Source organism: Microvirga brassicacearum (genome assembly GCF_008757455.1).
GTDB lineage: Bacteria > Pseudomonadota > Alphaproteobacteria > Rhizobiales > Beijerinckiaceae > Microvirga > Microvirga brassicacearum.
Genome location: NZ_VCMV01000003.1, coordinates 1 through 24,291 on the forward strand (window position 1 = coordinate 1; position 24,291 = coordinate 24,291).

Annotated in this window: 23 protein-coding genes and 1 pseudogene; 14 read left to right on the forward strand and 10 right to left on the reverse strand. The window is 63.0% G+C overall.

All coding sequences use genetic code 11. The annotated features are described in order from the left end of the window. The 7 genes and pseudogenes from FEZ63_RS01580 to FEZ63_RS01610 form a co-directional block, all read left to right on the forward strand. A pseudogene (locus FEZ63_RS01580) lies at positions 1 to 560 on the forward strand (arylsulfatase); the annotation flags it as partial. A gap of 120 nt (positions 561 to 680) precedes the next feature. Continuing rightward, the gene (locus FEZ63_RS01585) at positions 681 to 1,142 is read left to right on the forward strand and encodes a YidH family protein (RefSeq protein ID WP_244622593.1); all 462 of its coding nucleotides are present in this window, start codon (positions 681 to 683) and stop codon (positions 1,140 to 1,142) included. Positions 1,143 to 1,201: 59 nt separating this feature from the next. After that, positions 1,202 to 1,546 carry a DUF1622 domain-containing protein gene (locus FEZ63_RS01590; protein WP_150941895.1) on the forward strand — a complete coding sequence of 115 codons (345 nt, stop codon included), beginning with the start codon at positions 1,202 to 1,204 and terminating at the stop codon, positions 1,544 to 1,546. Positions 1,547 to 1,583: 37 nt separating this feature from the next. Further along, positions 1,584 to 1,679 (forward strand): hypothetical protein, encoded by a 96-nt coding sequence (locus FEZ63_RS26125; protein WP_420846253.1) that lies wholly within the window; start codon positions 1,584 to 1,586, stop codon positions 1,677 to 1,679. A 145-nt stretch (positions 1,680 to 1,824) separates the two neighbouring features. Further along, the gene (locus FEZ63_RS01600; RefSeq protein WP_244622594.1) at positions 1,825 to 2,235 is read left to right on the forward strand and encodes a hypothetical protein; all 411 of its coding nucleotides are present in this window, start codon (positions 1,825 to 1,827) and stop codon (positions 2,233 to 2,235) included. A gap of 270 nt (positions 2,236 to 2,505) precedes the next feature. After that, positions 2,506 to 3,159 carry a VOC family protein gene (locus tag FEZ63_RS01605; protein WP_150941898.1) on the forward strand — a complete coding sequence of 218 codons (654 nt, stop codon included), beginning with the start codon at positions 2,506 to 2,508 and terminating at the stop codon, positions 3,157 to 3,159. A 76-nt stretch (positions 3,160 to 3,235) separates the two neighbouring features. Continuing rightward, the gene (locus FEZ63_RS01610; RefSeq protein WP_150941899.1) at positions 3,236 to 4,615 is read left to right on the forward strand and encodes an FAD-containing oxidoreductase; all 1,380 of its coding nucleotides are present in this window, start codon (positions 3,236 to 3,238) and stop codon (positions 4,613 to 4,615) included. Positions 4,616 to 4,660: 45 nt separating this feature from the next. On the opposite strand, the gene FEZ63_RS01615 is transcribed toward FEZ63_RS01610, so the two are convergent. From FEZ63_RS01615 to FEZ63_RS01625, 3 genes are all read right to left on the reverse strand, one after another. Then, positions 4,661 to 5,335, reverse strand: coding sequence for a type 1 glutamine amidotransferase domain-containing protein (locus tag FEZ63_RS01615; RefSeq protein WP_150941900.1), 675 nt, complete (start codon positions 5,333 to 5,335; stop codon positions 4,661 to 4,663). 164 nt (positions 5,336 to 5,499) lie between these two features. Next, positions 5,500 to 6,801 (reverse strand): epoxide hydrolase family protein, encoded by a 1,302-nt coding sequence (locus tag FEZ63_RS01620; protein ID WP_150941901.1) that lies wholly within the window; start codon positions 6,799 to 6,801, stop codon positions 5,500 to 5,502. A 286-nt stretch (positions 6,802 to 7,087) separates the two neighbouring features. Further along, positions 7,088 to 7,654 (reverse strand): sugar O-acetyltransferase, encoded by a 567-nt coding sequence (locus FEZ63_RS01625; protein WP_150942319.1) that lies wholly within the window; start codon positions 7,652 to 7,654, stop codon positions 7,088 to 7,090. Between the two features lie 83 nt (positions 7,655 to 7,737). On the opposite strand from FEZ63_RS01625, the gene FEZ63_RS01630 reads away from it, so the two are divergent. The 6 genes from FEZ63_RS01630 (at position 7,738) to FEZ63_RS01655 (ending at position 11,648) form a co-directional block, all read left to right on the forward strand. Continuing rightward, positions 7,738 to 8,061: an ArsR/SmtB family transcription factor gene (locus tag FEZ63_RS01630; protein ID WP_150941902.1), complete on the forward strand. Its 324-nt coding sequence runs from the start codon at positions 7,738 to 7,740 to the stop codon at positions 8,059 to 8,061. Next, positions 8,058 to 8,468 carry an SRPBCC family protein gene (locus FEZ63_RS01635; RefSeq protein ID WP_150941903.1) on the forward strand — a complete coding sequence of 137 codons (411 nt, stop codon included), beginning with the start codon at positions 8,058 to 8,060 and terminating at the stop codon, positions 8,466 to 8,468. The genes FEZ63_RS01630 and FEZ63_RS01635 overlap by 4 nt, the downstream gene beginning before the upstream one ends. Positions 8,469 to 8,572: 104 nt before the next feature. Further along, a complete protein-coding gene (locus tag FEZ63_RS01640) occupies positions 8,573 to 9,076 on the forward strand; it encodes a DUF1801 domain-containing protein (protein WP_420846246.1) in 504 nt (167 codons plus the stop codon). Positions 9,077 to 9,146: 70 nt separating this feature from the next. Next, positions 9,147 to 9,587: a DUF1801 domain-containing protein gene (locus FEZ63_RS01645; protein ID WP_150941904.1), complete on the forward strand. Its 441-nt coding sequence runs from the start codon at positions 9,147 to 9,149 to the stop codon at positions 9,585 to 9,587. A 362-nt stretch (positions 9,588 to 9,949) separates the two neighbouring features. Further along, on the forward strand, positions 9,950 to 10,423 hold the full coding sequence (locus FEZ63_RS01650; RefSeq protein WP_244622595.1) for a hypothetical protein: 474 nt from the start codon (positions 9,950 to 9,952) through the stop codon (positions 10,421 to 10,423). Next, a complete protein-coding gene (locus tag FEZ63_RS01655) occupies positions 10,416 to 11,648 on the forward strand; it encodes an HlyD family secretion protein (RefSeq protein WP_150941905.1) in 1,233 nt (410 codons plus the stop codon). Before FEZ63_RS01650 ends, FEZ63_RS01655 begins: the two co-directional genes overlap by 8 nt. Positions 11,649 to 11,684: 36 nt before the next feature. Here the strand turns inward: FEZ63_RS01655 and FEZ63_RS01660 are convergent, their stop codons facing one another. Together FEZ63_RS01660 and FEZ63_RS01665 are read right to left on the reverse strand one after the other, a co-directional pair. Beyond that, a complete protein-coding gene (locus FEZ63_RS01660; protein WP_162419643.1) occupies positions 11,685 to 15,461 on the reverse strand; it encodes an autotransporter domain-containing protein in 3,777 nt (1,258 codons plus the stop codon). Between the two features lie 224 nt (positions 15,462 to 15,685). Beyond that, entirely contained in the window at positions 15,686 to 17,545 is a 1,860-nt protein-coding gene (locus FEZ63_RS01665) for an ATP-binding protein (protein WP_150941907.1), read from the reverse strand. Here FEZ63_RS01665 and FEZ63_RS01670 point away from each other — a divergent pair. Next, positions 17,544 to 18,194, forward strand: a complete 651-nt coding sequence (locus FEZ63_RS01670) for a response regulator (RefSeq protein ID WP_150941908.1) — start codon at positions 17,544 to 17,546, stop codon at positions 18,192 to 18,194. The genes FEZ63_RS01665 and FEZ63_RS01670 overlap by 2 nt on opposite strands. Positions 18,195 to 18,306: 112 nt before the next feature. Here FEZ63_RS01670 and FEZ63_RS01675 read toward each other — a convergent pair whose 3' ends face one another. The 5 genes from FEZ63_RS01675 to kdpC all read right to left on the reverse strand — a co-directional run bounded on the left by FEZ63_RS01675 (position 18,307) and on the right by kdpC (position 24,288). Then, positions 18,307 to 19,263 (reverse strand): formylglycine-generating enzyme family protein, encoded by a 957-nt coding sequence (locus FEZ63_RS01675; RefSeq protein WP_244622596.1) that lies wholly within the window; start codon positions 19,261 to 19,263, stop codon positions 18,307 to 18,309. 646 nt (positions 19,264 to 19,909) lie between these two features. Further along, complete coding sequence (locus tag FEZ63_RS01680; protein WP_150941910.1) at positions 19,910 to 20,116, reverse strand: hypothetical protein; 207 nt, start codon at positions 20,114 to 20,116, stop codon at positions 19,910 to 19,912. 108 nt (positions 20,117 to 20,224) lie between these two features. Next, positions 20,225 to 20,917: a response regulator gene (locus FEZ63_RS01685; protein WP_150941911.1), complete on the reverse strand. Its 693-nt coding sequence runs from the start codon at positions 20,915 to 20,917 to the stop codon at positions 20,225 to 20,227. After that, positions 20,914 to 23,637: a sensor histidine kinase gene (locus FEZ63_RS01690; protein ID WP_150941912.1), complete on the reverse strand. Its 2,724-nt coding sequence runs from the start codon at positions 23,635 to 23,637 to the stop codon at positions 20,914 to 20,916. The genes FEZ63_RS01685 and FEZ63_RS01690 overlap by 4 nt, the downstream gene beginning before the upstream one ends. A gap of 48 nt (positions 23,638 to 23,685) precedes the next feature. After that, on the reverse strand, positions 23,686 to 24,288 hold the full coding sequence (kdpC, locus tag FEZ63_RS01695) for a potassium-transporting ATPase subunit KdpC (RefSeq protein WP_150941913.1): 603 nt from the start codon (positions 24,286 to 24,288) through the stop codon (positions 23,686 to 23,688). Positions 24,289 to 24,291: the final 3 nt, after the last annotated feature.

The window sequence follows — 24,291 nt, forward strand, 5'->3', positions numbered from 1 at the left end:
GGCGGTCGCGACTACATGGCGACCTTCGCTTCGCTTGCCGGCGTAAAGCTGCCCGAGAACGATCGTGAGGGCCAACCCATCATCTTCGATAGCTACGACAGGTCGCCGATCCTGTTCGGGAAGGGTCAGTCTGAACGCAAAAGCTGGTTCTACTTCACCGAGAACGAACTGACGCCCGGGTCGGACACTACAAGGCGGTCTTCAATCTGCGTGGCGACGATGGCGCGAGCACGGGCGGCCTGGCTGTCGACTCGAACCTCGGTTGGAAAGGGGCGCAGTCTTACGTCGCGACCGTTCCCCAGGTGTTCGATCTCTGGCAGGACCCGCAGGAACGCTATGACGTCTTCATGAACAACTACACGGAGCACACCTGGACGTTGGTCACGATCAACGCGGCAATCAAGGAGTTGATGCAGACCTATCTCAAGTACCCGCCGCGCAAGCTCCAAAGCGAGGGCTATTCGGGTCCGGTCACCATCACGCAATATCAGAGATTCCAGTACCTGCGAGAGCAGCTTGCAAAGGATGGTTTCAACATCGGGCTGCCGACGGGCAACTAGCGGCAAGAAAGCACCCGGAAGCGCGGTGGCCGAGGAGGCCACCGCGTCCAAGGACTGGCCAGTTCCCATACCGGCTTGGGATAGCATGATGCCCGTTCTCCTGAACTGGGATGACCCACAATGGTTGAGAATATCACCAGACAATCCGGTTCGGATCAGGTTTCCGTCGAGCTGTCGTCGCGGCGGACCGGCATGTCGTTCCAGCGTACCCGCATGAGCGCCGACCGCACGCTGATGTCGGTGATCCGCACGTCGTTGTCGCTGATCGGCTTTGGATTCACGATCTTCCAGTTCTTCCAGAAGCTGCGCGATGCGGGAACGCTCGCAAGTGCGGCCGCGCCGCGCAATTTCGGCATCTCCCTCGTGGCACTCGGCATCGCCATGCTGACGATCGGCATCGTTTATCACGTGCAGTTCATGATCGGCTTGCGCACGGAGCGCCGGAGCATGACTGAGGCTGGGCTCATCCACGGTCAAAGCCATTTCCCCGTCTCACTTACGCTGATTACCGCGGTGATCCTGCTGTTGATCGGCATCATGGCCATCGTCAGCATGGTCTTCGAGGTTGGCCCGTTCGATTGAGGACAACGGCATGAGACCGAGACGTCACCCCTTGGCAAGTGTGAGGGAACCGAGCGGAGATGGTCGAAATCAAGCAATGGCTGATCGCAGTTACCGAGCCGACCATCGTGATCATCGATGCGCTGGCGTTGATCCTGATCATCGTCGGCACGGCCGAGGCGTTCGTCAAAGGCCTGCGCGCGATGCTCTCCTCGCCGTCGGGCCATGAAACGCGGGAGATCTGCCTTCGATACGGGCGCTGGCTGGTGGCGGCCCTGACCTTTCAGCTCGCCGCCGACATCGTTGAGACCTCGATCACCGATAGCTGGGTGGCGATCGGACGTATCGCGGCGGCTTCGCCATCGGGCAATTGCGGGCGCGAAGCGGCAGCATCCCGCTCGACAGTTCGAGGCAACTTCGTTTGAGATCGGCGGCGGCGTCGCGGCCGCGGTCAACGAACAGATCAGCCTCTATGCGACGGCTTCCTACGAGACCAACCTTGGCGGATCCCATCGGGAGACCATCAAGGGTAACCTCGGCTTGCAGGTGACGTGGTAGGTTAAGGCTGATGCCGGTCCACGGATTGTCCATTTACCAACGCATGGGAGGTTGTCATGCACGCGTGCAGATTCATCCAGAGCCGGCTCGGAGTCATTGGATTTCGCTGGCTGTGCTGACAGCGCTAGCTATACCGGATACCGCAATGGCTAGTCCCTTGATGTCCACTCGGTCGCTTGTGGATGCCGCGCCAGGGCTCATCGAAACGGTGCAGGCGCGTGGCGGGCACGTCCGCGGGGGAGCGGTTGCGCGCGGTCCCCGTGGTGGGGTTGCGGTTCGCGGACGATCCGGTGCGGCGGTCAGTGGCCCCCGCGGGAACGTCGCGGCGGCGCCTCGGGGTGTCGTCCGCCGTCCGGTTGTGGTAGCGCCCGGGTGGCGGAGGCCGGCAGCCTATTGGTGGCGCCCCGGCGGAGCCATTGCCGCCGGCGCCGCGGTCGGGTTCGTCACCGCGGCAGCCGCCGCCTCGTATGCCGGTTCGCCACCGGCCGCAGGCTACTGCTGGTACTACACCAATCCCCAGCGAACCCAGGGCTTTTGGGACATCTGCCCGCGGTGACGAAGACGAGTCGCCTTTTGGCGCAAGCGAATCCCCCGTCCGTATGGTAGAGTTGCGCGCGTGCTCAGGCTCGACCACCCAGGAGGTGTCAATGCCAATGCATCATACCAAGATCGCGTGCAGACACCGCCAACGAAGCCGCTCAATGCATCGTGTCAACTGCCGTCGCGGGCGACAAGGCGGTCGGCCCTCCATACCCGATTGCCGCTGACTAGTGGAAACGTCCGGTGACCGGCACTCGCACGGCACCCTATTCCCAAGGAGCTGGATATGAGCAGTACTCAGGCGCGCAGCGAAACTGCGATCGATGCCCCGAGAGCGCCGGCGGTTGATATGAAGCTCGAGGTTGTCGCCATCCCGGTCGCGGATGTCGATCGCGCCAAGCGCTTCTACGACGATCTGGGTTGGAGGCTCGACGCTGACTTCGTCAAGGGCGATGCGTTTCGGGTCGTGCAGGTCACGCCTCCCGGCTCGTCGTGCTCGATCCACTTCGGTACGGGGGTCACGTCGGCTGCGCCGGGCTCGGCATCCGGACTTTTCCTCGTCGTGTCCGACATCGAGGCAGCGCGCGCCGAGCTCGTCGGTCGCGGTGTCGACGTGAGCGAAGTGTTCCACCGTGCGGTCGGGGAGGACCCCTTGCGCGGTCCGGATCCGGCGCGGCGCAGTTACGGCTCATACGCCACGTTCAACGATCCGGATGGTAACGGCTGGCTCGTGCAGGAGGTCACCGCGCGCTTGCCCGGACGGGTGGACACGGACGACACGACCTTCACCTCTTCGACTGACCTCGCAACCGCGCTCCGACGTGCGGCGGCGGCACACGGCGAGCACGAGAAGCTGATCGGCCACCACGATGAGGGCTGGCCGGACTGGTACGCCGAGTACATCGTCCGGGAGCAGACCGGTAAGCCGCTGCCGTCATGAGCGGTGGGCTTAGCTTTGGCTTTCGGAAGGATCGACTTTCCGCCATCTCGGCGCAGAACTCATCGTGAGCCGTATCATGAACCAATTCTTTGACGCCATCGTCATCGGCGCTGGACAGGCGGGACCATCCCTGGCCGGGCGTCTCACCGCCGCTGGAATGCAGGTCGCGCTCGTCGAACGCAAATTGGTCGGCGGAACCTGCGTCAACACCGGCTGCATACCGACCAAGACGCTGGTCGCCAGCGCCTACGCGGCCCATCTCGCGCGGCGAAGCAGCGAATATGGGATCACGATCGAGAGTCCAATCAAGATCGACATGAAACGAGTCAAGGCTCGGGCCGAAACCGTCTCAATGAATGCCCGCCAGAACGTCGAAACATGGCTGCGCGGCATGGACGGCCTGACGGTCATCGAAGGGCATGCCCGGTTCGAGGGCCCCGACGTCGTCCGGGTAGGCGAGAGCCTGCTGAAGGCGCCCCGCATTTTCATCAATGTCGGCGGCCGCGCGAGCGTGCCTGACATGCCGGGCATCGGCACGGTCGACTATCTCACCAACACGTCGATCCTCAAGCTCGAGAAGGTCCCGCGACACCTCGTCGTCGTCGGCGGAAGCTACATCGGGCTTGAGTTCGCTCAGATGTATCGACGCTTCGGCGCGCAGGTCACGGTCGTCGAGATGTCACCGCGGCTGATCGCCCGCGAGGACGAGGACGTATCGGAGACGGTTCGGGAGATCCTCATCGACGAGGGGATAACGGTGCGCACCAGCGCCACCTGCATTGGCTTCAAGCCGCATGCGGACGGCGTGGTGGTCGACGTCGATTGCACCTCCGGAGAGCCGTCCACGGTGGGTTCGCATGTGCTGCTTGCGGTGGGACGTCGGCCCAACACGGACGACCTCGGCCTCGAGAAGGCCGGAGTCGCGCTCGATGCCCGGGGCTACATCGGGGTGGATGACAGTCTGGCCACCAATGTGTCGGGCATCTGGGCCATGGGCGACTGCAACGGCCGCGGAGCCTTCACCCACACGTCCTATAACGATTACGAGATTGTCGCCGCCAACCTTCTCGACGGCGAGAAGCGCCGGGTGAGCGACCGGATTTCCGCCTACGCGCTCTACGTCGACCCGCCGCTCGGGCGTGTCGGCATGTCGGAGACGGAAGCGAGGCGCATGGGCCGGAAGCTGCTGGTATCCAAACGCCCGATGACCCGGGTCGGGCGCGCGATCGAGAAGGGTGAGACCAAGGGCTTCATGAAGGTGGTCGCCGACGCCGAGACGAAGCAAATCCTGGGGGCCGCTATCTTGGGAGTGGGTGGCGACGAGGCAATCCACGGCATCCTGGACATGATGAATGCCGGAGCGACCTATCCGGTCCTGAAATGGGCGGTGCCCATTCACCCGACCGTCTCGGAACTGATCCCCACCGTTCTGGCAGACCTGAAGCCTCTGAATTGATGCTGCGGCTTTGCAGGACTTTGGCTGGGGAGCGGCTCGCGATGGCTAGCTAAGGAGCTTGATCAGTTCCTGAGCGGCTGCCGTCGACGAGGCGGGGTTCTGGCCGGTGACCAAGCGGCCATCGACGATAGCGAAGCTCTCCCAGTCAGCAGCCTTCTCATAGCGTCCTCCGAGCCGCTTCAGTTCGTCCTCGACGAGAAACGGCACGACGTCGGTGAGCTGGACGGCTTCCTCCTCGGAATTGGTGAAGCCCGTGACGCGCTTGCCCTTGACGATCGGCTGACCTTGATACTTGACGCGCTGCAGTACGGCTGGCGCATGACACACGGCGGCAACAGGCTTGCCGGCGTTGTAGACGGCCTCGATCAGGGCGATCGAAATTGGATTGTCGACCAGATCCCACATCGGGCCGTGACCGCCCGGATAGAAGACGGTGTCGTAATCGTCGGCCTTGATGTCACTGAGCTTGACGGTGTTCGCCAGAACCTTTTGCGCGGCCGGATCGTTCTTGAACCGCGCCATCGCGTCAGTCTGGTTGCCGGGTTCATCGCTCTTGGGATCGATTGGTGGCTGGCCGCCCTTCGGCGAGGCGACGGTGATGTCGGCGCCGGCGTCCTTGAAGACATAATAGGGTGCGGCGAATTCCTCGAGCCAGAAGCCGGTCGGCCGGCCCGTATTGCCGAGTTGGTCATGCGAGGTAAGCACCATCAGGATTTTCATGTGTGGACTCCTTAGCGCAGCGGATTAGCCGAACGTGAACGAAAAAACCTCCAACTCGATCTCGAACTGGCGAGCGCTGACGAGTTCCGGTTGTCGGATCAACTGGTACAACCGCTGTTCGGTCACCGTGCCGTCGCGAATTCCGGCGCATCGCGCCCGAAGTTTCAGATCGATTTGCGCAGGGGGCTGAACGCCTCCCGGAGCTCGGCACTGAAAAGCGCAGGCTGTTCCCACGCAGCGAAGTGTCCGCCCCTGTCGACCTCGTGGAAATAGATCAGGTTGCGATAGGCGCGCCGGGCCCATGTCTCCGGGGCTCGATAGCTCTCCCCCGGAAAGACCGTGATGGCCACCGGGAGCGCGATCTCGGCGGTCCTCTCCGGGGCCGCAAAAGCGGGACTGCGTCCGCCGTATTCCCAGTACAGCCGCCCCGAGGAGGTCGGGGTGTTCGTCAGCCAATACAGCGAGATGTCGTCCAATATCTCATCGGGCGACTTTTCCGGATCACTGCTGCTGTAGGTCCACGTCGCAAAGCCTGGATGCCCGAGCATCCACGCCGCAAGGCCGGCAGGGGAGTCCGTTATGGCGTAGCCGATCGTCTGCGGCCGCGTGCCCATCATTACAGCATACGACCGGTTCCCCATTTTGCCGGCGGCGCTGAGCTCGTCGAACGTTGCGCGTTCCTTCTCGGACAGTCCCGCCGGCGCCGGCCCACCGGTGGCGAGCACTGCCGCGATCTCGGGCGGTATGATCGCCGGCAGGTTGATATGGATGCCCACCAAGCCGGCCGGCGCCTGACGCGCCATCGCGCCGGAGACGGGAGAGCCCCAGTCACCGCCCTGGGCGACATAGCGGGTGTAGCCGAGGCGCTTCATCAGCTCCGCCCAGGATCGCGCGATGCGGTCGGGCCCCCAACCGGTATCCGTCGGCTTGTCAGAGAAGCCGTAGCCAGGCATCGAAGGGAGAACGAGGTCGAAAGCGTCCTCCGCGCGCCCTCCATGAGCTGGCGGATCGCTCAGCGGGCCGACTGTCTTGAGCAGTTCAAACACGGAGCCGGGCCAGCCATGGGTCATGATCAGCGGCAGCGCATTGGGATGCTTCGAGCGAACGTGAACGAAGTGAATGTCGACGCCGTCGATCTTGGTGACGAACTGCGGTAGGTTATTCAGCTTCGCTTCCGCCTTCCGCCAGTCGTAGCCGGTGCCCCAATACGCGACGAGCGGCTTGATCTTCGCGAGCTGTATGCCTTGCGACTGGTCATCGACCGTCTCTCGGTCGGGCCACCGTGTCGCCGCGATCCGGCGTCGGAGGTCGACGAGTTGCTCTTCGGGAATATTGACGCGGAAGGGACGGATCGCATCGCCTTCTGCTGCTTTGGTCACGCCTACGGGAAGCACATTCAAAGCACCTGCCGCGGCCGACACAACCAGGAAGTCGCGTCGGTTCGGGAGTGATAATGGCTCCGACATCGACCTTCTCCATACGTTGAGGTCGCCGCAAGTGGCGAGCGTCGAGGGGAGCGGGCAACGCCCGATTCCCAGCTTTGTGCAAAGCCCCCGCAGCGCTAGACCCGCCTCTCATTACGTCGATGGAGGCTGCGGCTCTTGCGAGCAGGTCCTCCTCCGTCGGGTTACGCAACCACTCGGTTCAGGAACGAGATCGGCCAAAGCTGCCGATCAAAAGCGCAGGATGAAGAGAGTAGGCCTCGGCCGCCGGCCTAGCAAGCGGCGCCGTTGATGATCATCATGAGTGTGTTCAACTTGCCGTCGATGACCGCGCGTTGCGCGCGGGATTGCCGATCACCGTTGCGCCCTCGGAGACATCTCGCGTCACCACGCTTCCGGCACCCACGACGGCATAGTCGCCAATCGTGATGCCGGGGAGGATGATCGCTCCGCCTCCGATCCAGACATGACGGCCAATGTGGACAGGACGTCCGAACTCAAGACCAGCCCGACGCTGTTCAGGATCTCGCGGGTGATCGGCGGTGTAGATTTGGACTGCTGGTCCGATTTGCGCTCCGTCGCCAATCGTTACCTCCACCACGTCGAGGATGACGCAGTTGAAGTTGAGGAAGGCGTGAGCTCCAATCCGGATGTTGAAGCCATAGTCGCAAAAGAAGGGAGGTCGGATGACCGCTCCTTGGCCGACCTCGGCGAACCGCTCCGAGAGAAGAGCATGCCAATGATCCGGCGACTGGCCGAGCGCCTCATTGTATCGCTTCAGCCAAGCGCCTGTGGCGAGCAGGTCGGCTTGGATCTCCGGGGATCCCGCATTGTAGAGCTCGCCTGCCAGCATCTTGTCTTTTTCGCTACGGCTCATCATCGCTTCCCACGTTCCAGCTTGACTCACATATATCTCAGTGGTTATGCGTCAATCAATAACCAATAGGTTATCGAACCCAGATGACGCACGCTCCCGATATGCTCTTCAGAACGTTAGCCGACCCAACTCGGCGGGCTCTCTTCGAACGGCTGTGCCGCGAAGGAGAGCAGACGGTGGGCGCCCTGACGGCGCGGGCCGGCGTCTCGCAACCGGCTGTCTCAAAGCATCTCGGCATTTTGAGGCAGGCCGGGCTGGTACGCGACCGTCATGAAGGACGACAGACCCATTATAGCGCGCAACTCGGCGCGCTGGCTCCGCTGATTGACTGGACCAGCCAGATGGCCGGGTTCTGGCAGAGTCGGTTCGACGACCTCGAAGATTTGCTGAAAAGGATGGACCAATGACCAATACTGCGACCGAAGCGCTCTCCGTCGTTGTCGAGCGCCAGATATCTTTTCCGCCGGAAAAGATCTGGCGCGCGCTCACGCAACCACACCTGATCGAGGAGTGGCTCATGAAGAACGATTTCATGCCCGTCGTTGACCACCGTTTCAATCTTCGCGCAGATTGGGGCGCCGTCGATTGTCAGGTCCTCGCAATCGAGCCGAACAAAACGCTGTCTTACACGTGGGCGGCCTATGGTCTCGAGAGTGTCGTCACCTGGACTCTCACCGCGACGAGCACCGGGACCCATCTGCGCATGGAGCAGTCGGGCTTCCGGCCGGATCAGCAGCAGGCCTACAATGGCGCCAAGGGCGGATGGCAGCAGTTCTTTGCAAACCTGGAGCAGGTCCTGGCGCGGATAGATTGAGCTCCGCCGGTCCAACAAAGCAACACGCTGTCTACGACGTTGCATGGTGTGGGTATCTGCGGATCGCCGCAACATGAAGCGTGCCGAGGAAGGAGCGGAGAAGCATGCCGGTTCAAAAGCCAACCACCAACAGCAAGGCATCCGCGAAGGGCAAGCCAGGCGCGTGTGAGGCCAAGCCGATCAAAATGCGAAAAGACCAGAAGGTTCCCGTCCTCCTTTCGGGCGGCAACCCGCAAATCGCGAAGGCGGACGGCGACGTGCCGGTGCAGGCGTACATCGCCGCGATGCCAGGCTGGAAGCGCGATCTCGGGAAGCGTCTCGACGCGCTCATCGTGCGGACCGTGCCCAACGTGCGCAAGGCCGTGAAATGGAACTCGCCATTTTACGGCATCGAGGGCCAAGGTTGGTTCCTGTCGTTCCATGTCTTCACCCACTACGTCAAAGTGACCTTCTTCCGCGGCACGTCGCTGCGGCCGGTCCCGCCCGGTGGCACGGCGCGCAGCAAGGACGTGCGTTGGATCGACATCCGCGAAGGTGACGCGCTCGACGAGGCGCAAATGGCGGACTGGATGAGACAGGCGGCTGCGTTGCCCGGCTGGATTCCGTAGCAAGGCAACAAATGGCCGGCTTCTGGCAAAGCCGGTTCGAGGACTTGAAGATCTTCAAAAGGACGGAACAATGAGCAAACCCGCGACCGGAGCGGCCCCATCGGAACGGATCGACCAACTGATCGCAGGACTCACGGACTGGCGTCGCGAAACGTTCGCCAGCCTCCGCAAGAGCATCCTTGAGGCCGACCGGGGGATCATCGAGGAGTGGAAGTGGATGGGAAGCCCGGTGTGGTCTCACAACGGAATAATCGCGGTCGCCAACGCTCACAAAGGGAAGGTGAAGCTTACCTTTATGCACGGGGCGAGCCTCCCGGACCCCGACAAGCTCTTCAACGCGGGCCTCGAAGGCAACGCGAGGCGAGCGATCGATTTTTTCGAGGACGATACGATCAACGAGGGTGCTCTAAAAAACCTTATCCGCGCTGCTGTTGATTACAATCGGGCCAAATTGAAGAAGAAGGCGGCTGGGGGGACGCGAGCAAAAGTCCGCAATGGTGAAAAGACATGAAGCTATGGCTTTCTCTCGCTAAGTTGCCCTCATTGACGATTGCCGCCGCGCGCCGAGGGGCACGCACGTCGAGATGTCGAACCTGATCGGGCGTTGCCGGCGCTTCTTGATGCGAATGCGCGGCTCTCGTCTGGCGGGAGCGCCTGTGCTATTTTGCAGCTGGTGCACAGCTCGGGCGTGGCCTCCCAACCGTGCCGTGAACTGAACCGACCAACGCTGACGCAACGGCGTTGGACCTGCGTTTGAGCCATGGCGCCGCGGGGAAGGATGAGCCACAATGTGGGCTCTGCGTCCATCTGAGGTCGGCCCAGCCAGGAACTGGCGCGCTGCCTTTCGAGAATCTTTCCGGTAAGAGGGCCTGCATGACCGTGTCGCTTCACCCCGCTGCGCCCCATCACCTGCCGGCGTTCATTACCGCTCCCGGCGAAACCGACGTCCTCATGGCCGTGATGGCCGTGCTTCTGGTGGTTGCCGTGCTGGCGATTGGCAACCTGTTCCTGACGGTGCACACCCTGCCGGAGCGCATTGCGCACAAATCCCAGAAACTTCAGTTCGAGATCGTGGCCGTGCTAGGCCTGTTGGCACTGTTCACTCATGTTCATCTCTTCTGGGTCATCGGCCTGTTGCTCGCCTTGATCGACATCCCGGATTTTGGCGGCACGTTGGGGCGAATGGCGGGATCGCTCGAGAAACTCGCGGGCATCCAGCCGGGCAAGGGTGCTGACGACGTGCCGGACGAGAACGGCCTCGATCGGCTGCACGAAGACGCGCACCCGGAAGGGCCGGACGATCCCGGCGCTCGCACCAGCGAGCGCAGGGAGCTGATCGATGCTTGAGCTTCTTCTCTGCTCCCTGCTCACGATCATCCCGGATTATCTTTATCGCCGCTATGCGCAGGGCAAGCGGTTGGGCCGGGAAATCACATTCTACTCGGTCTGGTACGAGCTGCGGTGGGGCATCACGGCCTGCCTGATGCTGACCGTCGGGCTGATCACGGTGATCTTCTACAATCACCCCTCCACGACAAGCGCGACGCTGTTCTACCGGACCGTCCCGATTCTGCCTGAAACCAACGGGCGTGTTGCGGAGGTCTATGTGGGCTTCACCGGAGACGTCAAACAAGGAGCGCCGATCTTCCGGCTGGACAGCGCGACGCAAGCGGCGGCGGCGGAAGCCGCCCGTCGGAAGATCGCCGAGGTCGAGGCCGCGATGGTGGCGGCGCGGACCGATATCGTGGCGGCCGAAGGAAGGATCCAGGAGGCCCGGAGTGCCTATCAGCAGGCCCTGGACGAATTGCAGACGAAACAGGAGCTGAACCAGCGCAACGCCGCCATTGTGGCGGCCCGCGAGATCGAGCGACTCCAGAATGTTGTCGACGGGCGCCGGGGGGCCGTTGCGGCGGCGACCGCCGCCAAGGATTCCGCCGAGGTGCAGATCTCCACGCTCCTGCCGGCCCAAAAGGCGAGCGCCGAAGCAGCCCTCGCTCAGGCCGATGTCGAACTGGCGAAGACCGTCGTTCGCGCTGGCGTGAGCGGGCGCGTGGAGCAGTTCGCATTGCGCGTCGGGGACATCGTCAACCCGTTCATGCGCCCAGCCGGGATCCTGATTCCAGAGGGCGCCGGCCGAGGACGCCTCCAAGCCGGCTTCGGGCAGATCGAGGCGCAGGTCATGAAAGTCGGAATGTTGGCGGAGGTCACGTGCATTTCGAAGCCCTGGACCGTGATCCCCATGGTGGTGACGGGGGTGCAGGATTTCATCGCCGCTGGCCAGTTCCGCAGCGGCGAGCAACTGATCGACGCGCAGCAGGTGATGCGGCCGGGAACCATCCTGGTGTTTCTGGAACCTCTCTATCAAGGCGGGCTCAAGGGCGTGACGCCCGGCAGTTCCTGCATTGCCAATGCCTATTCGAGTAACCACGACCTCATCGCCTCGGGCGAGATCGGCAATGTCCGTTCTCTGGCGCTGCACGGCGTGGATGCGGTCGGGATTGTGCATGCGATGATCCTTCGGATGCAGGCGATGGTGCTGCCGATCCAGGCCCTCGTGTTCGGCGGCCACTGATGTGGATCCCGGTGGCTCGCCTCTCTGGGAGAGAATTCAAAACCGCCAGGTGAGATCACCCTTGAGCGCGTGCTCCTGCGCATGGCTGCCGATCTGTCCCTGATAAGACGCACCGACGGTTATCGCCTTGCTGGCCTGCCACTCGAGGCCGGCTTCGGCAATGAGGGCGTCCTGGTCGATGGGTGCACCAGAGACCAGGAAAGCGGACGCGCTCCCGGCGAAGGCGGCGCGGGAGATCGGATCGATGTCGCCGAAGGCATGGCGCCAGCCGACGAGGCCCCGCAGGCGAAGCGCGTCGCCGACCTCAACCTGCGCCCGCATGCCGAGGGTGGCCGTCGTGAGGTTCTGGGCCTGGGCGAAGCCGGTCAAAGCCGCGGCGCCGCCATTCTCGGCAAAACCGCCGCGGTGGACGCGCAGAACCGCCCCGCCGAGGAAGGGCTCGATCTCGATCCCGCCCCAATCGATCCGGTAGCCGAGTTCGCCGAAGGCCTGCAAGGTCGAGCCATCGTAATCTGCCGTGAGCCGGTCGGCGAAGCCGGGGAGGGCCACGCTGCGGGTGGTGTCGAGATCGTTGAACGCATAGGCGCCGCCGAGGCGCAGGCGGATGTTGCCCCATGTGGTCGAACCGTAGACTGCACCGAACGTGGATTCGACTGCGCTCGAGGAAAGTCGTGCATCAACGTCGAAAGTGGTGCGGCTGAAGCCGCCGGCGATGCCCAACATGGTGCCGGGTGCAAGGTGGGTTTCCGCACCGATGACGAAGCCGCCGGTGGAGGTGTCGAGGGCGGCGGCGTTGCCGTTGGAGCGGGTCCGGCCGAAGGAACCGAAGCCCTCGCCCCACAGGGCGAAGCGCTCGGACGACGGGAGCATGATCGCGACCGGCAGCGTAGTCTCGGGACGATCCGCCGCATAGGCGGCGTGGATTGTTTGGCCGGTCAGCTCCTTGCGCATCCGGCCGAGCAGGGTGCTCTGCACCAGGGCCGCATCACCATACGACGTGGCGATAACGGAGGCGTGCGCCTCGCCGGAGAGAGCGTCGAAGGCTTGGCGGGCGCCGCCCGTGCTGGCGCCGATCAGGGTGTCGAACAGGCGGTTGCCCTCCCCCAAAGCCTCGAGCGCGTCGGCGGTGGCGTATTGGTTGGCGGTTGTCGCCGCCGTGTGGAAGGCGAGCGGTGCGGGCGGCGTGGGCGGCTCAGGCGGCCCGCTCTTTCGCACAAGGGTCAGGGTGACCACGTCCTTGGTGTAGCCGAGGGTCGGAATGACGAAGGCGAAATCGCCGCCGGTGCCGGAAAACGTGCCGGTGACGCTCTGCGCCGTGAGAATGGTGTAGGGGTTGAGGGAATAGGCGCCCCGGTCGGGCAGGATAGCAACGGTGCTGCCCGACAAGGTCGCGTTGCCGACGGCGGCGATGCGGTCGGAATTCCCGGCCCCGTCGATCTCGAGCTTGTAGGTGGCGTTCGCGCCGAAGGCGACATTGCCGGCGACATTGAGGGTGCCGATGGAATTGCCCGGCGCAACGATGGCGCCCGCCGCGGCGTCGATTCCGCCGACGGTGCCGGTGCCGGACAAGGTCGCGCCGTTGTGGATCGTCACCGCCGATCGGGCCAGAGAGCCGTTCACCGCAAGCTCGCCTGCCTTCACATGCGTCGCCCCGGACATCGCGCTCGCGCCGGTGAGCTCGGCGCGCCCGCCTCCCTTTTTGGTGAGCGTGCCGGTGCCGGAGATCGCGTTGGCGAAAACCACGTCATCGGAATGGTTGAGGATCAGCGCGGCGTCGTTGACGATCGGGCCCAACACCGATCCCGACGCGCCGCCGTCGCCGATCTGCAACGCGCCGGCGCTGATGGTGGTGCCGCCGGTATAAGTGTTCGCGCCGGTGAGGGTGAAAGTGCCGCTGCCATTCTTGACGAGGCCGCCCGTGCCCGACATCACGCCGGAAAAAGTGGTGCTGGCGTCGTTGCCGCCCGTCGTCAGCGTCGCGGAGCCGAGAGTGACGCGGCCCGCTCCCGCCAGCGAGCCGACGGTCTGATTGTAGGAATCCAGATCGAGCGTGGCGAGATCGCCGAGGGTGTAGGCGGAGGCGGCGCTCAGGCTGTTGGCGTTCGTGGTGGCGAGCGTTCCCGAATCGAGGAAGGTCGCGCCGGTGCGCGTATCGCTGCCGCCCAAGAAAAATTTGTTCGTGCCGGCCTTGATGCGAAGATCGCCCGGGCCGGAGATGTTCCACCTCGCTCCAAACTGGCTGATGTCGATTTCGACCGTCCCGCCGCGGCTGGAGACCGGAATGGCGTAGCTCGAGGCGAGACCCGTCCACATGCTGGAGTTTTTGAAGCGAAGCGTGCCGCCGTCGAAAGACAGGTCGGCCATGATGTATAGCGGATCGAACTCGAGGACGCCGTCCTTCAATGCAAGACCCGCAAGCGTGTGGGTCATACGGTTCGTCTCTAGGACGACCGTGCCGGGGCCGTCCTTCACCACGGTCCCCCGGCCGAGAATATCGCCGCCATAGACGACATCGTCGGAGCGGTTGAAGATGAGGGAGGCGCCGCCGGCGAGCGAGATGTCGCCTGGGACCCATCCGGTGGTCCCGCCCGCGCCGATCCGCAGCGTTCCTGCGCTCACCGTCGTCGTTCCGGTATGGGTGCTGTCGCCGGTCAGGGTCAGCATGCCGGCTCCGCTTTTGGCCACGACGCCAGCGCCGGAGATCCTGCCGCTATAAGTGAAATCGTCGGAGCGGTCGAACGCGAGCGATGCGCTGTTCGCGATGTTTCCGGCCAAGGATCCCGATGTGCCGCCATTGCCGATCTGGAGCGCACCGGCGGCGACGGTGACCAGTCCGGTCTGCGGGCTGTCGCCGGTCAGGGTGAGCGTTCCCGCGCCTGTCTTGGTAATAGTGCCGGCGCCAGAGATCACGCCGCCATAGGTCGGATCGTCCGCTCGATCGAAGACGAGGTCGCTGTTGTTCGCGATGTTTCCGATCACCGATCCGATCGTGCCGCCATCGCCGATCCGCAACGTGCCGGCCTGAATCGCTGTCGTCCCGGTATAGGTGTTGGCTCCGGTCAGGGTGAGCGTTCCGGCCCCTTCTTTGTGAAACCCAGCGTTCCCGCCCATGGCGGAGGCGATTGTCACGGCGCTGTCGGACTGGAAGACGTTGCTCTTGCCCAGATAGGTAACGAGCCTGAGGGGGCGGGGGGGCCCGAGCGTCATCGGCCCGCTGAAAATCAGGGTTCCTCCCCACATTTCGACGGGAGCATCGAATTGGCCCAGATTGGCGTCGCTCGAAATCGTGACGGGGGAAAAGATGAACGTGGTCCCGGAATAGGTGTTAACGGCGTTCAAGGTGATATTACCCGAATTCCGCAAGCCGCCGGACCCCGAGATCGGCTGATTGAAGATGATTGTGCCCTGCATGGAGAGGGGCTGGTTCAACTGGACGGCCTGATTGACGATGACAGGTCCGGCCCAGGCGTTGAAAACGGGGTTTACACCGTCGAAGACCAGGCTGCCGTTGCCCGTTTGGCCGAACGTCGTGGTCGAGGGGTCGCCGATCATCTCAATTAAGCGCAGGACGAGCGCGCCCCGGTCGTTGATCGTGGTGAAATTCCCGCTCGGGGAAACGAACATAATTTCGGTGTCGATGCCGGATTGAGGCACCGCTCCGCTGTTCCACCCGGCCGGATTCGACCAGGCGAGGCCGGAGGCGCCGGTATAATAATAATCTATCGCTAAAGCCGGACGTCCGACGAAGACCCCCGCCGCCATCGCCGTCGAAGCCAACAGGACAAGGCGCAGTCGTGGTGCCGAACGGTTCATGGTTCCCCCAAGGAATCGTCGGCTTTCAAGCACCGAATCCATCGCAAGGAGTGGCCTTACGCTAGGGCAGATTGAGGGAAAATACGGCAAATGCCGTAGTTTCTGCAGCATTGTGCGTGCCGCGGGCCTGCTAGGCCGTCGTTGTGATCCGCGGCCGTTGGATGGGGCAGAGGGTGCAGTTCACAAGTTCGGCGAACAGGCGACAGCTCGCCGCCCGCGAGGTGTTAATCTGTCGCCAACGCCTCTTCGGGTCGGATTGGGCTTCCCTCGCTCAGTGTTCGGTCAATCGCCTCATACAGAACATCCGGATCGACAGGCTTGTGCAGCAGGGCGTGTCCGGTTTCGGTGAGTTTTCGCAATCGTTCGGGCGACGTATCGCCTGTGACAATCAACGCCGGAACGGCATATCCAAGATACTCTGCCAGATCCGCGATCGCGCTCGTACCCGTTAGGCCGCCGGACAGGCGATAGTCTGCGATGATCAGGTCGACGCGAGGGCGGCCGGCAGCCTTATGGTGTCGGTGAACATCGGCGGCAGTGGTGCCGGCATAGACTTGGTGCCCCCAGAGGGAGAGGAGTGTCTTCAAGCCCTCGACCAGTTGCGGATCGTCATCGACGATCATGATGCCCGCAGGTCGCAAGTCGCCCAATGAGCCCTTGGTGGTCGCGGCGGACAGAACAGGACGTTCGATCACAGGAACGCGAATCGAGAAAACCGATCCCCTGCCAGGGATCGACGCGAGCGTGACGGGGTGTTCGAGCAGGGTCGCCAACCGACGCACGATGGCCAAGCCGAGACCGAGCCCCTGTTCGGCCTCTCCTTCACTCTCGTGAAGCCGCGTGAACTCGTCGAAGGCCGCGACCTGCCGATCTGCTGGGATGCCGAAGCCGGTGTCGACAACCTGGATCGCGATTTCTTGGCCCCGACGCCGGCAGCCGATGAGAACGCCGCCGGCAGGCGTGTATTTCAGGGCGTTGGTGACAAAGTTGTCCAATATGCGCTTGAGCAAGGCCGGGTCGCTGCAGGCCCATTCGCCCGAATTGACGACGCGCAACCGGATTCCCCGCGCTTCGGCGCGAGGCGTGAATTCATTGCAGAGCTGTGCGAGGAGTTGCGAAAGCGAAACGGGTTGTCTCTCGACAGAAACAAGTCCGGCCTCGATGCGAGAGATATCGAGAAGCCCATGCAGCAGCCGACCGAGTGCACCAACCGACAACTGAAGGCGACCAGCGATATCACGCGCTTCGGCGCCGGACACATCGCCGTTCTTCGCAAGCGCCGCCAACGTCGCGGTGAAAAGCCCGATGGCGTGGATCGGCTGACGAAGATCATGACCGGCTGCGGCGAGAAAGCGAGTCTTTGCCTGGTCGGCGGCAGTCGCACGGTCGCGCTCGTGCTCCAGTCCCTCGATCAGCGAAAGGTTCTCGAACCGAAGCCGGACCGTCGTCATCAGAGCGATGTAAGTCTCGCGGCAGTAATAGAGATACACGCCGACGAGGCAGGCCTGGAAAGCCAAATATGTCAGCGCGATGGAATCGCCTTGCCCGATGCACCGCAGAGCGAAGGGGATCTGCATGGCAAGCAGCAGACCAATATAGGCCGGCGGATAGGCGGACAGCGAGGGAATCGCGCCGCCGGACATTCCCGTCAAAACGATGCAGACGAAAGCGATGAAATGCGGCTCCTGCGGAACGAATCCAATCCAACCGATGGCACCCCAAAGCAGGCTCGAAAAAATCGAGAGCACCGTGAAGTGCCGCGCCCATGAACCCGCGCGGCTCGCCTTTTCAGAATCGGCAAAATAGCGGTGCGAGAGCAGAATGCGCACTCCCGTCAACAGCCAGATCGTTGCAATCCAGAGCAAGAGCCATCGCTCGGCGGCGACTTCCCAAAGGACGTATGCGACCGGAATAGGAATGATGAGATTGGCGAACAGCACGGCGCGCGACTGGCGGAACAGAAGATCGACCAGAGCCGCCTTTTCTCGCCTGCCGGCCTTTCCGATTGTGCTATCAGGCTGCCCGGAGAAAAACTCCTCCTCCACCGCCTGATGGCGATCGCTCTCACCTGTGCCCTTGATCATGCTCACAACCAGCGTTGTCCTCGCCGACGACCATGCCCTCATCCGCGAAGGACTGAAACGTCTGATTTCCCTGATCGATGGCTACACGGTCTTGGGCGAAGTTGCGAACGCCGCCAGCCTCGTCGAGGTTCTGAAGCGGCAGCCCGTAGACATCCTTGTACTCGACCTCGGGATGCCTGGTCTGACGGGCTTGAATTTCATTCGTGAGCTGCGGGACGCTTACCCAGGCTTGCGAATTCTGATTCTCACGGCCAATACCGAAGCGCGAACCGTGAGAGCCGCCTTCGATGCCGGAGCAAGCGGCTACCTTGTCAAGAGCGGAGACCTCCAGGAGCTGAAAGCAGCACTCGACGCCATGCGTCGCGGCGAAACGTATATCGATAACGCCCTCGGTGCAGCGCTCACCGAGAGTGTCAGTCGCAGCGGAGTCGATTTCGACGCTCTCTCGCCGGTCCCCCTCACGCCGCGGGAGCGCGAACTGCTCGCCCTCATCGCTCGAGGAGCGGTGACACGCGATATCGCCGAGCGGCTGGGCATCAGCCCGCTCACGGCGCGCAAACATCGGGAAAACCTGATGCGCAAGCTCGATCTTCACAATGCGGCGGAACTCGCCGCCTATGCGGTGCGGCTGGGGTTGCCGGGTGGCTGATGGTCGGCCGTTCGGCCGCCGCTAAGGCACGCCGAGCGACGGTCGATCCTGCGGGCGGATGAATCGATCTTGCGCAATCGGGATTGTCAGCTCCAGGTTCCGATCGCACGCTTTATGCGCGTCGGACGCAGCGAAAGCCGATATGGCTGGTCGACGTGTCGACGGGGTGCGGATGGCGCGCGGCGGGGCGATAGCGACGGCAATAATTCGGGGCGCACAGAAACGACCCGCCCTTCACGACCTTGCGCGGGATCCTGATCTCGGGCTGACGGGAATCGTAACTTTGATCCTCGGGCCCGCCGCGCGGGTTCATCGGGATGCAGCAGCTCTTCGGCGCGTCTTCGACATGCTTGGGAGCATACCAATCGTCGGTCCATTCCCAGACGTTTCCGACCATATCGGACAAGCCGTATCCGTTGGCGGGGAACGAGCCCACCGGAGAGGTGCGCTCATAGCCGTCAAGCCGCGTGTTCTCGAACGGAAACTGTCCCTGCCATGTATTGGCCATCTGCCGGCCGTCGGGCGCGAAGGCGTCACCCCAGGCGAACTCGGTGCCATCCGTGCCGCCTCGGGCGGCAAATTCCCACTCGGCCTCGGTTGGAAGTTCCTTACCGGCCCATCGCGCGTAGGCGAGGGCATCGGTGTAACTGACATGGACGACCGGATGGTCCTCCAAGCCCGTCAGCTTGCTGTTCGGGCCGAAGGGACGCTTCCAACTGACCCCGAAGGCGAAGGTCCACCACTGGCTCCAATCGCGAAGGTCCACCGGGTGGTCCGGCGGAACAAACAGCATCGACCCTGCCTTCAGCATTTCGCGGCGGGCGCCGGGATAGTCCCTGGCATCGGGGATTTTCTCCGCCGTCGTGACATGGCCCGTCGCCTGAACGAAAGCCTTGAACTGGCGATTGGTGACAGGCGTCGCGTCGATCCAGAACCCATCCACGGTCACCCGATGGACGGGCGCTTCCTCCGGATAGTGATCGTCGGAACCCATGGCGAACGTCCCCGCAGGTATCCAGGTCATGCCATCGTTTTCCGACGATTTGTGAGTGACGGTGGAATGTCTCATGAGAGTGACCCCTCGAGCAGGACGTTGCCATTGGCCAGGAGCGCGATGATCGGCTGGTTTATGCGGGCTTGCAGATCGAGGATGGTTTCACGTGCAGACATGCGGTGTTCTCTACTCTCGTCTGTTCGGCCGCAAACGATGATGACGGTCGACCCTCTCGTGCAGGCAGACGTTCAGGATATCCTGAGCGGCGCGGCGATTCGTATCCTGGCAGCAAGACTGATGAATGAGGACGAGGATGCAAGTCACATGTTCCGCAAAAAGAGGTAGGACGCCCAGTCGGCACGGCTCCGAACGGGACGGCAGCACTTACGATGATCCGGGCGGCGCGAAGAAGCAGATGATGGCCTTGGTCGTCGGTTCCTCGCACAGGTGAAATTTTTTGTCTGGTGATTGTTTGGCAGATCCACGCGAGGCAAGTCGGCCATCCCACAAGCGCCAACCGTCGGGTCCCTCCAGGGCCGTCTCGCCCTTTTCTTCCGAAAGCGCCCGACAATCCTTGTCGCTGCAACACCATGCGGGATACCAGTCATGCGCGCTGAGCGCCGATGAGCTCAGAACCCAAGCAGCCGCTGAGATCGCCAGAGCCATGCGGGATCGGGGACTTGGCATCAGGCCGATCCCGTCGAGTATTCGCGCACGTCCATCAAAGCGTCGAACCTTTGCGTGCCTTCTCCTCTCGAATGATCTCCTCCAGCAGTTGATGTGCAAGGAGTTGGTGCGAGATCTTCGGAGATATCTCGGCGGCTTTCGTGCCGTAGGTCGTGGTGACCGTAAGAACTTTCCTGTCAACCACAAAAGTCCCCGAATACGTTCTCCCGTCCAGCTTGATGTGTATCGCGTGGCCTGCCATCGGGAAGCCCTCCTTGGCTGCGGCGGGATGGTGCCGGCCGCCTGATCCCGTTCCTCCGTCGTCATGAGAATACAGCCTCGCAGGCCGAAAGGTCTACGAGTCCGTCTCTCAAGCCGCATCGAGCAAGCGATAGCCGATGCCCGGCTCCGTCAGGATGAAGCGCGGATCGGCGGGTTTCGGTTCGATCTTCTGCCTGAGTTGACCGATATAGACGCGCAGATATTGCGTGTCGTGCTCGTGGGCTGGTCCCCAGACGGCGGTCAGGATCTGCTTGTGGGTCACCACGCGGCCGGAATGGCGCGCCAGGAAGGCGAGAAGCTCGAATTCCTTCGGGCTCAGGCTCACCTCGGTGCCCTCCCAGGTCACCCGGCGGCGCGCAACATCGATCACCAGGCCATCGATGTTGACGACCGGCGTCTCGCCCTTGCGCTGCATGCGATGGCGCAAGGCGGTTCGCAGGCGGGCCATCAACTCGCCCATGCCAAAGGGTTTGTTGACGAAGTCGTCGGCGCCGAAGTCGAGGGCCGCGATCTTCTCGGCCTCCCGATCCCGCGCCGACAGCACAATGATCGGCACGTCCGACCACTGCCGAACGCGGGCGATCACGTCCTTGCCGTCCATGTCGGGCAGGCCGAGATCCAGCACGACCACATCGGGCGCATCGGCCGCAATGCGCTTCAACCCCTCTGCGGCGGTACCCGCGCTCAGGACTTCGTAGTCGTTTACCTCAAGCGCCGGCTTGAGAAAGCGATGGATCGCGTGTTCGTCGTCAACCACAAGGACGCGGGTTGCGCGAGTCATGAAATTTTCTCCCGAAGGGGCAATCGTATCACGATGCGGGTCCCGTGGCCGTCCGCCGCGGGGCTTCCCGCCGGGGGGCTTTCCGCCGTGATCGATCCCCCATGTGCATCGACGATGCCCTTCGCAATGGCAAGGCCGAGGCCCGCGCCTTCACCGCCGTCGCCGCCCGGCCCGCGACCCCGTGCGAACTTCTCAAAGACCGTTGCAAGCATGTCCGGCGCGATGCCCGGTCCATCGTCCATGACGGAAAGCAAAACTTCATCGTCATCACAGCTGGCCTCGAGCGTGATTCGGGCGTTGGATCCCGCGTAGCGAACGGCATTGCCGACGATGTTCGTCAAAGCTTGATCGAGCAACGATGGATCGACCGGAACAAACGGCATTCCGGGCGCGACGATGGTTTCAAATGTCTGCGCGGCACCCCTGCGCTTGGCGAGTGCCACCACTCGGTCAAATGCCTCGCTCAGGTCTACCCAATCCGGCCGCATCTCAAGCGCGCCCGCTTCAACCCGGGTCATCGCGAGCAGATTGCGGACCATATTGTCCAGTTGCTCGGCTTCGTCCTTCACCTGGCCAAGAAGGTCTTGACGTGACGCATCGGACAACTTCGAACCAAAATAGATCAGGCTCGTCGCCGCTCCCAAGATGGACGCCAGAGGCGTGCGAAAATCATGACTGATGGAAGCCAGGAATGTATTGCGCACCCGTTCGGTGTCGGTTGCGGTCTTCGCAGCGGCGATCTCGCGCGCAAGCCGGGAACGCTCGAGCGCGGTCGCCGTCAGCTCGGCCAATGTTTCGAACAAGGTCCGGACTTCGGAATCCAACTTCGTGCCATCTCCGGCATGACTCGCGAATCGATCGGCAATGCCGATGACGCCCACGCATCCGTGAGAAGCCCGAAGGGGGAAAAAGTACCAGGGCACATTTGGGAGCGTGCCCGTTCCCAGGCCTGCCGGTTCGTCCCGCTCGAACGCCCAGCGTGCGGCCGTCATGGAAGCGGTGTCGAGTTCATCCTCGGGCGGCCAGGCCGCAGCGACGGCCAGATCGTCATCCCGTGGCAAGAGAAGGATGGCCGGAGCGCCAAGCGACCTCTGGACTTCGGCAACCGCGCCCTCCGCCACCATCTGAGGCTCGGCAAGACTCGAAAGGTGACGGGCGAACTCGAACAGCCGCCTGGTCGCCTGAGCACGGGTGACAGCGATTTGGGCCTGCTCCCGGATGCGCCCCGCAATCGCCGAGAAAAGCACGGCAAATCCAAGAAAGATGAAAAGCGCAAGAAGCTCATGCGGCCGCGCGACGGTCAGGGTGTAGAACGGCTCGATGAAAAAGAAATTGTAACCGAGGAAGGCCAGAAAGGAGGTGAAGACCGCAGGCCAGATCCCAAAGCGGACCGCCGCGAAAAGGACGGCCAGAAGAAAGATCATGGAGACGTTCGGCAACGACACGAGCGCCGTCATGAGGCGTCCGACCGCGATCGCGCATACGACACCGGCCGCCGACCACAGAAAGTGCAGAGGGTGCAGGCCACGCTGCCGAAGAGAGGAGGGCAGAACCAATCGGAGCCGCGAGGGCGAACGTTTGGGCTCAGGGACGGTCACCACATGGATGGCGATATCCTCGGCGCACCGAACAAGCTGATGCGGCAGAGAACGCCCGAGCGCCTCCGCCAACCATCCACCGCGGGATCGCCCGACCACGATCTGCGTGATGTTCTCGAATTTGGCATAGCGCAGGAGTTCTTGCACCAGATCTGATCCAAGCAAGGTCTTGACCTCGTCGGCACCGAGACTCTCCGCAAGCCGCAGGTGCTCTTCCACCTTCCGGCGTTCCGCGTCGCGGAGTTGCTTGAACGGGCGCTCCACCGTCACCGCCAGCCATGGGGCTCCAATCGATTCGGCCAAGCGCTTCGCGTGACGCACCACCATCGGCGAGGTGTCATCCGGACCGATGCAGACAAGGATGCGTTCGCCCGCCGCCCATGGTCCCTCGACGCCGCCGCTCTGCATGCGCTCAAGGAGATCGCTGTCGATGCGCGAGGCGGCACGGCGCAGCGCAAGTTCGCGTAAGGCGACGAGGTTGTTCGGGCGGAAGAAATTGTCGACGGCTCGTGCAGCCGTATCTTGAACGTAGACCTTTCCTTCGGCCAGGCGCTTGAGAAGTTCGTCGGGAGGCAGATCGACCAGGACAAGTTCGTCGGCCTTGTCGAACACCGTGTCGGGTACAGTCTCGCGCACGCGAACCCTCGAGATACGCTGAACGACATCGTTGAGGCTCTCGAGGTGCTGGATGTTGAGTGTGGTCCACACATCAATTCCGGCCGACAGCAATTCTTCGATGTCCTGCCACCGCTTCGGATGGCGGCTCCCCGGCGGATTCGAATGCGCGTATTCGTCGACGATGATCAATCGCGGATGCCGCTTGAGGGCGGCATCGATATCGAATTCCTGAATCATTTTGCCCCGGTGGAGGACCGGGAGACGGGGCAGGATCTCGAAACCCTGGAGAAGCTCGTCTGTTTCCCGGCGCCCATGGGTTTCCACCAAGCCGACGACCACACCGGGGCCGTCTTCCTGCGCCGTTTTGCCCGCCAGCAGCATGGCGTATGTCTTTCCAACGCCGGGCGCCGCCCCAAGAAAAATCTTGAGACGGCCGCGTCCTTCCCGATTGGCCAGGGCGAGAAGGGCATCCGGAGATGCGCGCGGGACGTTGGGCAGGGCCATGAGGCTTGAGTCTCCTTCCCGTTAGATTAGAGCCTCGTGCGCGCGTCGTTAAGGTCCTGTTGCGTCGAGCGCCCGATTGACCCGAAGCACATTCACACGTGGTTGCCCGAAGACCCCGAAGGTTCGCTCCTCCGTCGAAGCGTCGATCAACTGCCTGACTCGCGGTTCAGCAAGGCCCCGGGCGGCGGCGATGCGCCCAGCCTGCGCCATTGCGAAGGCCGGCGAGATATGAGGATCGAGGCCGCTGCCCGACGTGGTGAGGGCATCGCCCGGGATGGGCGCGCCCATTGCGGAACTGTTCCAAGCTTGCGCGGAGGCGGTCAGGCGGTCCGCGAGCTTCCGTGAGGTGGGTCCCAGGTTAGAGCCGGAGGAGGCGGCTGCGTTGTAGGGCGCATCGACACTCCTCGATTGATCCGCCGGATCGGCAGCGCTTGTGGCCGAGGGCCGTGCCCAGAGATAGCGGCCGGATGTGAAGCGTTGTCCAATCAGATCGGAGCCCGCGATAAGACCATCCTGTTGCGTGATGAGGCTTCCATTGGCCTGCGCGGAAAGGAAGGCCTGTCCCAGCCCGGTGACGGCGAGCGGATAGGCAAGCCCTGTCAGGACGGTGAAGAGCAAGAGAAGAACGAAAGCGGGGCGAAGATAAGACATGTC

Coding starts and splice junctions, on each gene's coding strand:
- FEZ63_RS01585 (WP_244622593.1), top strand. CDS start 681: ATGGTTGAGAATATCACCAGACAATCCGGTTCGGATCAGGTTTCCGTC.
- FEZ63_RS01590 (WP_150941895.1), top strand. CDS start 1,202: ATGGTCGAAATCAAGCAATGGCTGATCGCAGTTACCGAGCCGACCATC.
- FEZ63_RS01600 (WP_244622594.1), top strand. CDS start 1,825: ATGGCTAGTCCCTTGATGTCCACTCGGTCGCTTGTGGATGCCGCGCCA.
- FEZ63_RS01605 (WP_150941898.1), top strand. CDS start 2,506: ATGAGCAGTACTCAGGCGCGCAGCGAAACTGCGATCGATGCCCCGAGA.
- FEZ63_RS01610 (WP_150941899.1), top strand. CDS start 3,236: ATGAACCAATTCTTTGACGCCATCGTCATCGGCGCTGGACAGGCGGGA.
- FEZ63_RS01615 (WP_150941900.1), bottom strand. CDS start 5,335: ATGAAAATCCTGATGGTGCTTACCTCGCATGACCAACTCGGCAATACG.
- FEZ63_RS01620 (WP_150941901.1), bottom strand. CDS start 6,801: ATGTCGGAGCCATTATCACTCCCGAACCGACGCGACTTCCTGGTTGTG.
- FEZ63_RS01625 (WP_150942319.1), bottom strand. CDS start 7,654: ATGAGCCGTAGCGAAAAAGACAAGATGCTGGCAGGCGAGCTCTACAAT.
- FEZ63_RS01630 (WP_150941902.1), top strand. CDS start 7,738: ATGACGCACGCTCCCGATATGCTCTTCAGAACGTTAGCCGACCCAACT.
- FEZ63_RS01635 (WP_150941903.1), top strand. CDS start 8,058: ATGACCAATACTGCGACCGAAGCGCTCTCCGTCGTTGTCGAGCGCCAG.
- FEZ63_RS01640 (WP_420846246.1), top strand. CDS start 8,573: ATGCCGGTTCAAAAGCCAACCACCAACAGCAAGGCATCCGCGAAGGGC.
- FEZ63_RS01645 (WP_150941904.1), top strand. CDS start 9,147: ATGAGCAAACCCGCGACCGGAGCGGCCCCATCGGAACGGATCGACCAA.
- FEZ63_RS01650 (WP_244622595.1), top strand. CDS start 9,950: ATGACCGTGTCGCTTCACCCCGCTGCGCCCCATCACCTGCCGGCGTTC.
- FEZ63_RS01655 (WP_150941905.1), top strand. CDS start 10,416: ATGCTTGAGCTTCTTCTCTGCTCCCTGCTCACGATCATCCCGGATTAT.
- FEZ63_RS01660 (WP_162419643.1), bottom strand. CDS start 15,461: ATGAACCGTTCGGCACCACGACTGCGCCTTGTCCTGTTGGCTTCGACG.
- FEZ63_RS01670 (WP_150941908.1), top strand. CDS start 17,544: ATGCTCACAACCAGCGTTGTCCTCGCCGACGACCATGCCCTCATCCGC.
- FEZ63_RS01665 (WP_150941907.1), bottom strand. CDS start 17,545: ATGATCAAGGGCACAGGTGAGAGCGATCGCCATCAGGCGGTGGAGGAG.
- FEZ63_RS01675 (WP_244622596.1), bottom strand. CDS start 19,263: ATGAGACATTCCACCGTCACTCACAAATCGTCGGAAAACGATGGCATG.
- FEZ63_RS01680 (WP_150941910.1), bottom strand. CDS start 20,116: ATGGCAGGCCACGCGATACACATCAAGCTGGACGGGAGAACGTATTCG.
- FEZ63_RS01685 (WP_150941911.1), bottom strand. CDS start 20,917: ATGACTCGCGCAACCCGCGTCCTTGTGGTTGACGACGAACACGCGATC.
- FEZ63_RS01690 (WP_150941912.1), bottom strand. CDS start 23,637: ATGGCCCTGCCCAACGTCCCGCGCGCATCTCCGGATGCCCTTCTCGCC.
- kdpC (WP_150941913.1), bottom strand. CDS start 24,288: ATGTCTTATCTTCGCCCCGCTTTCGTTCTTCTCTTGCTCTTCACCGTC.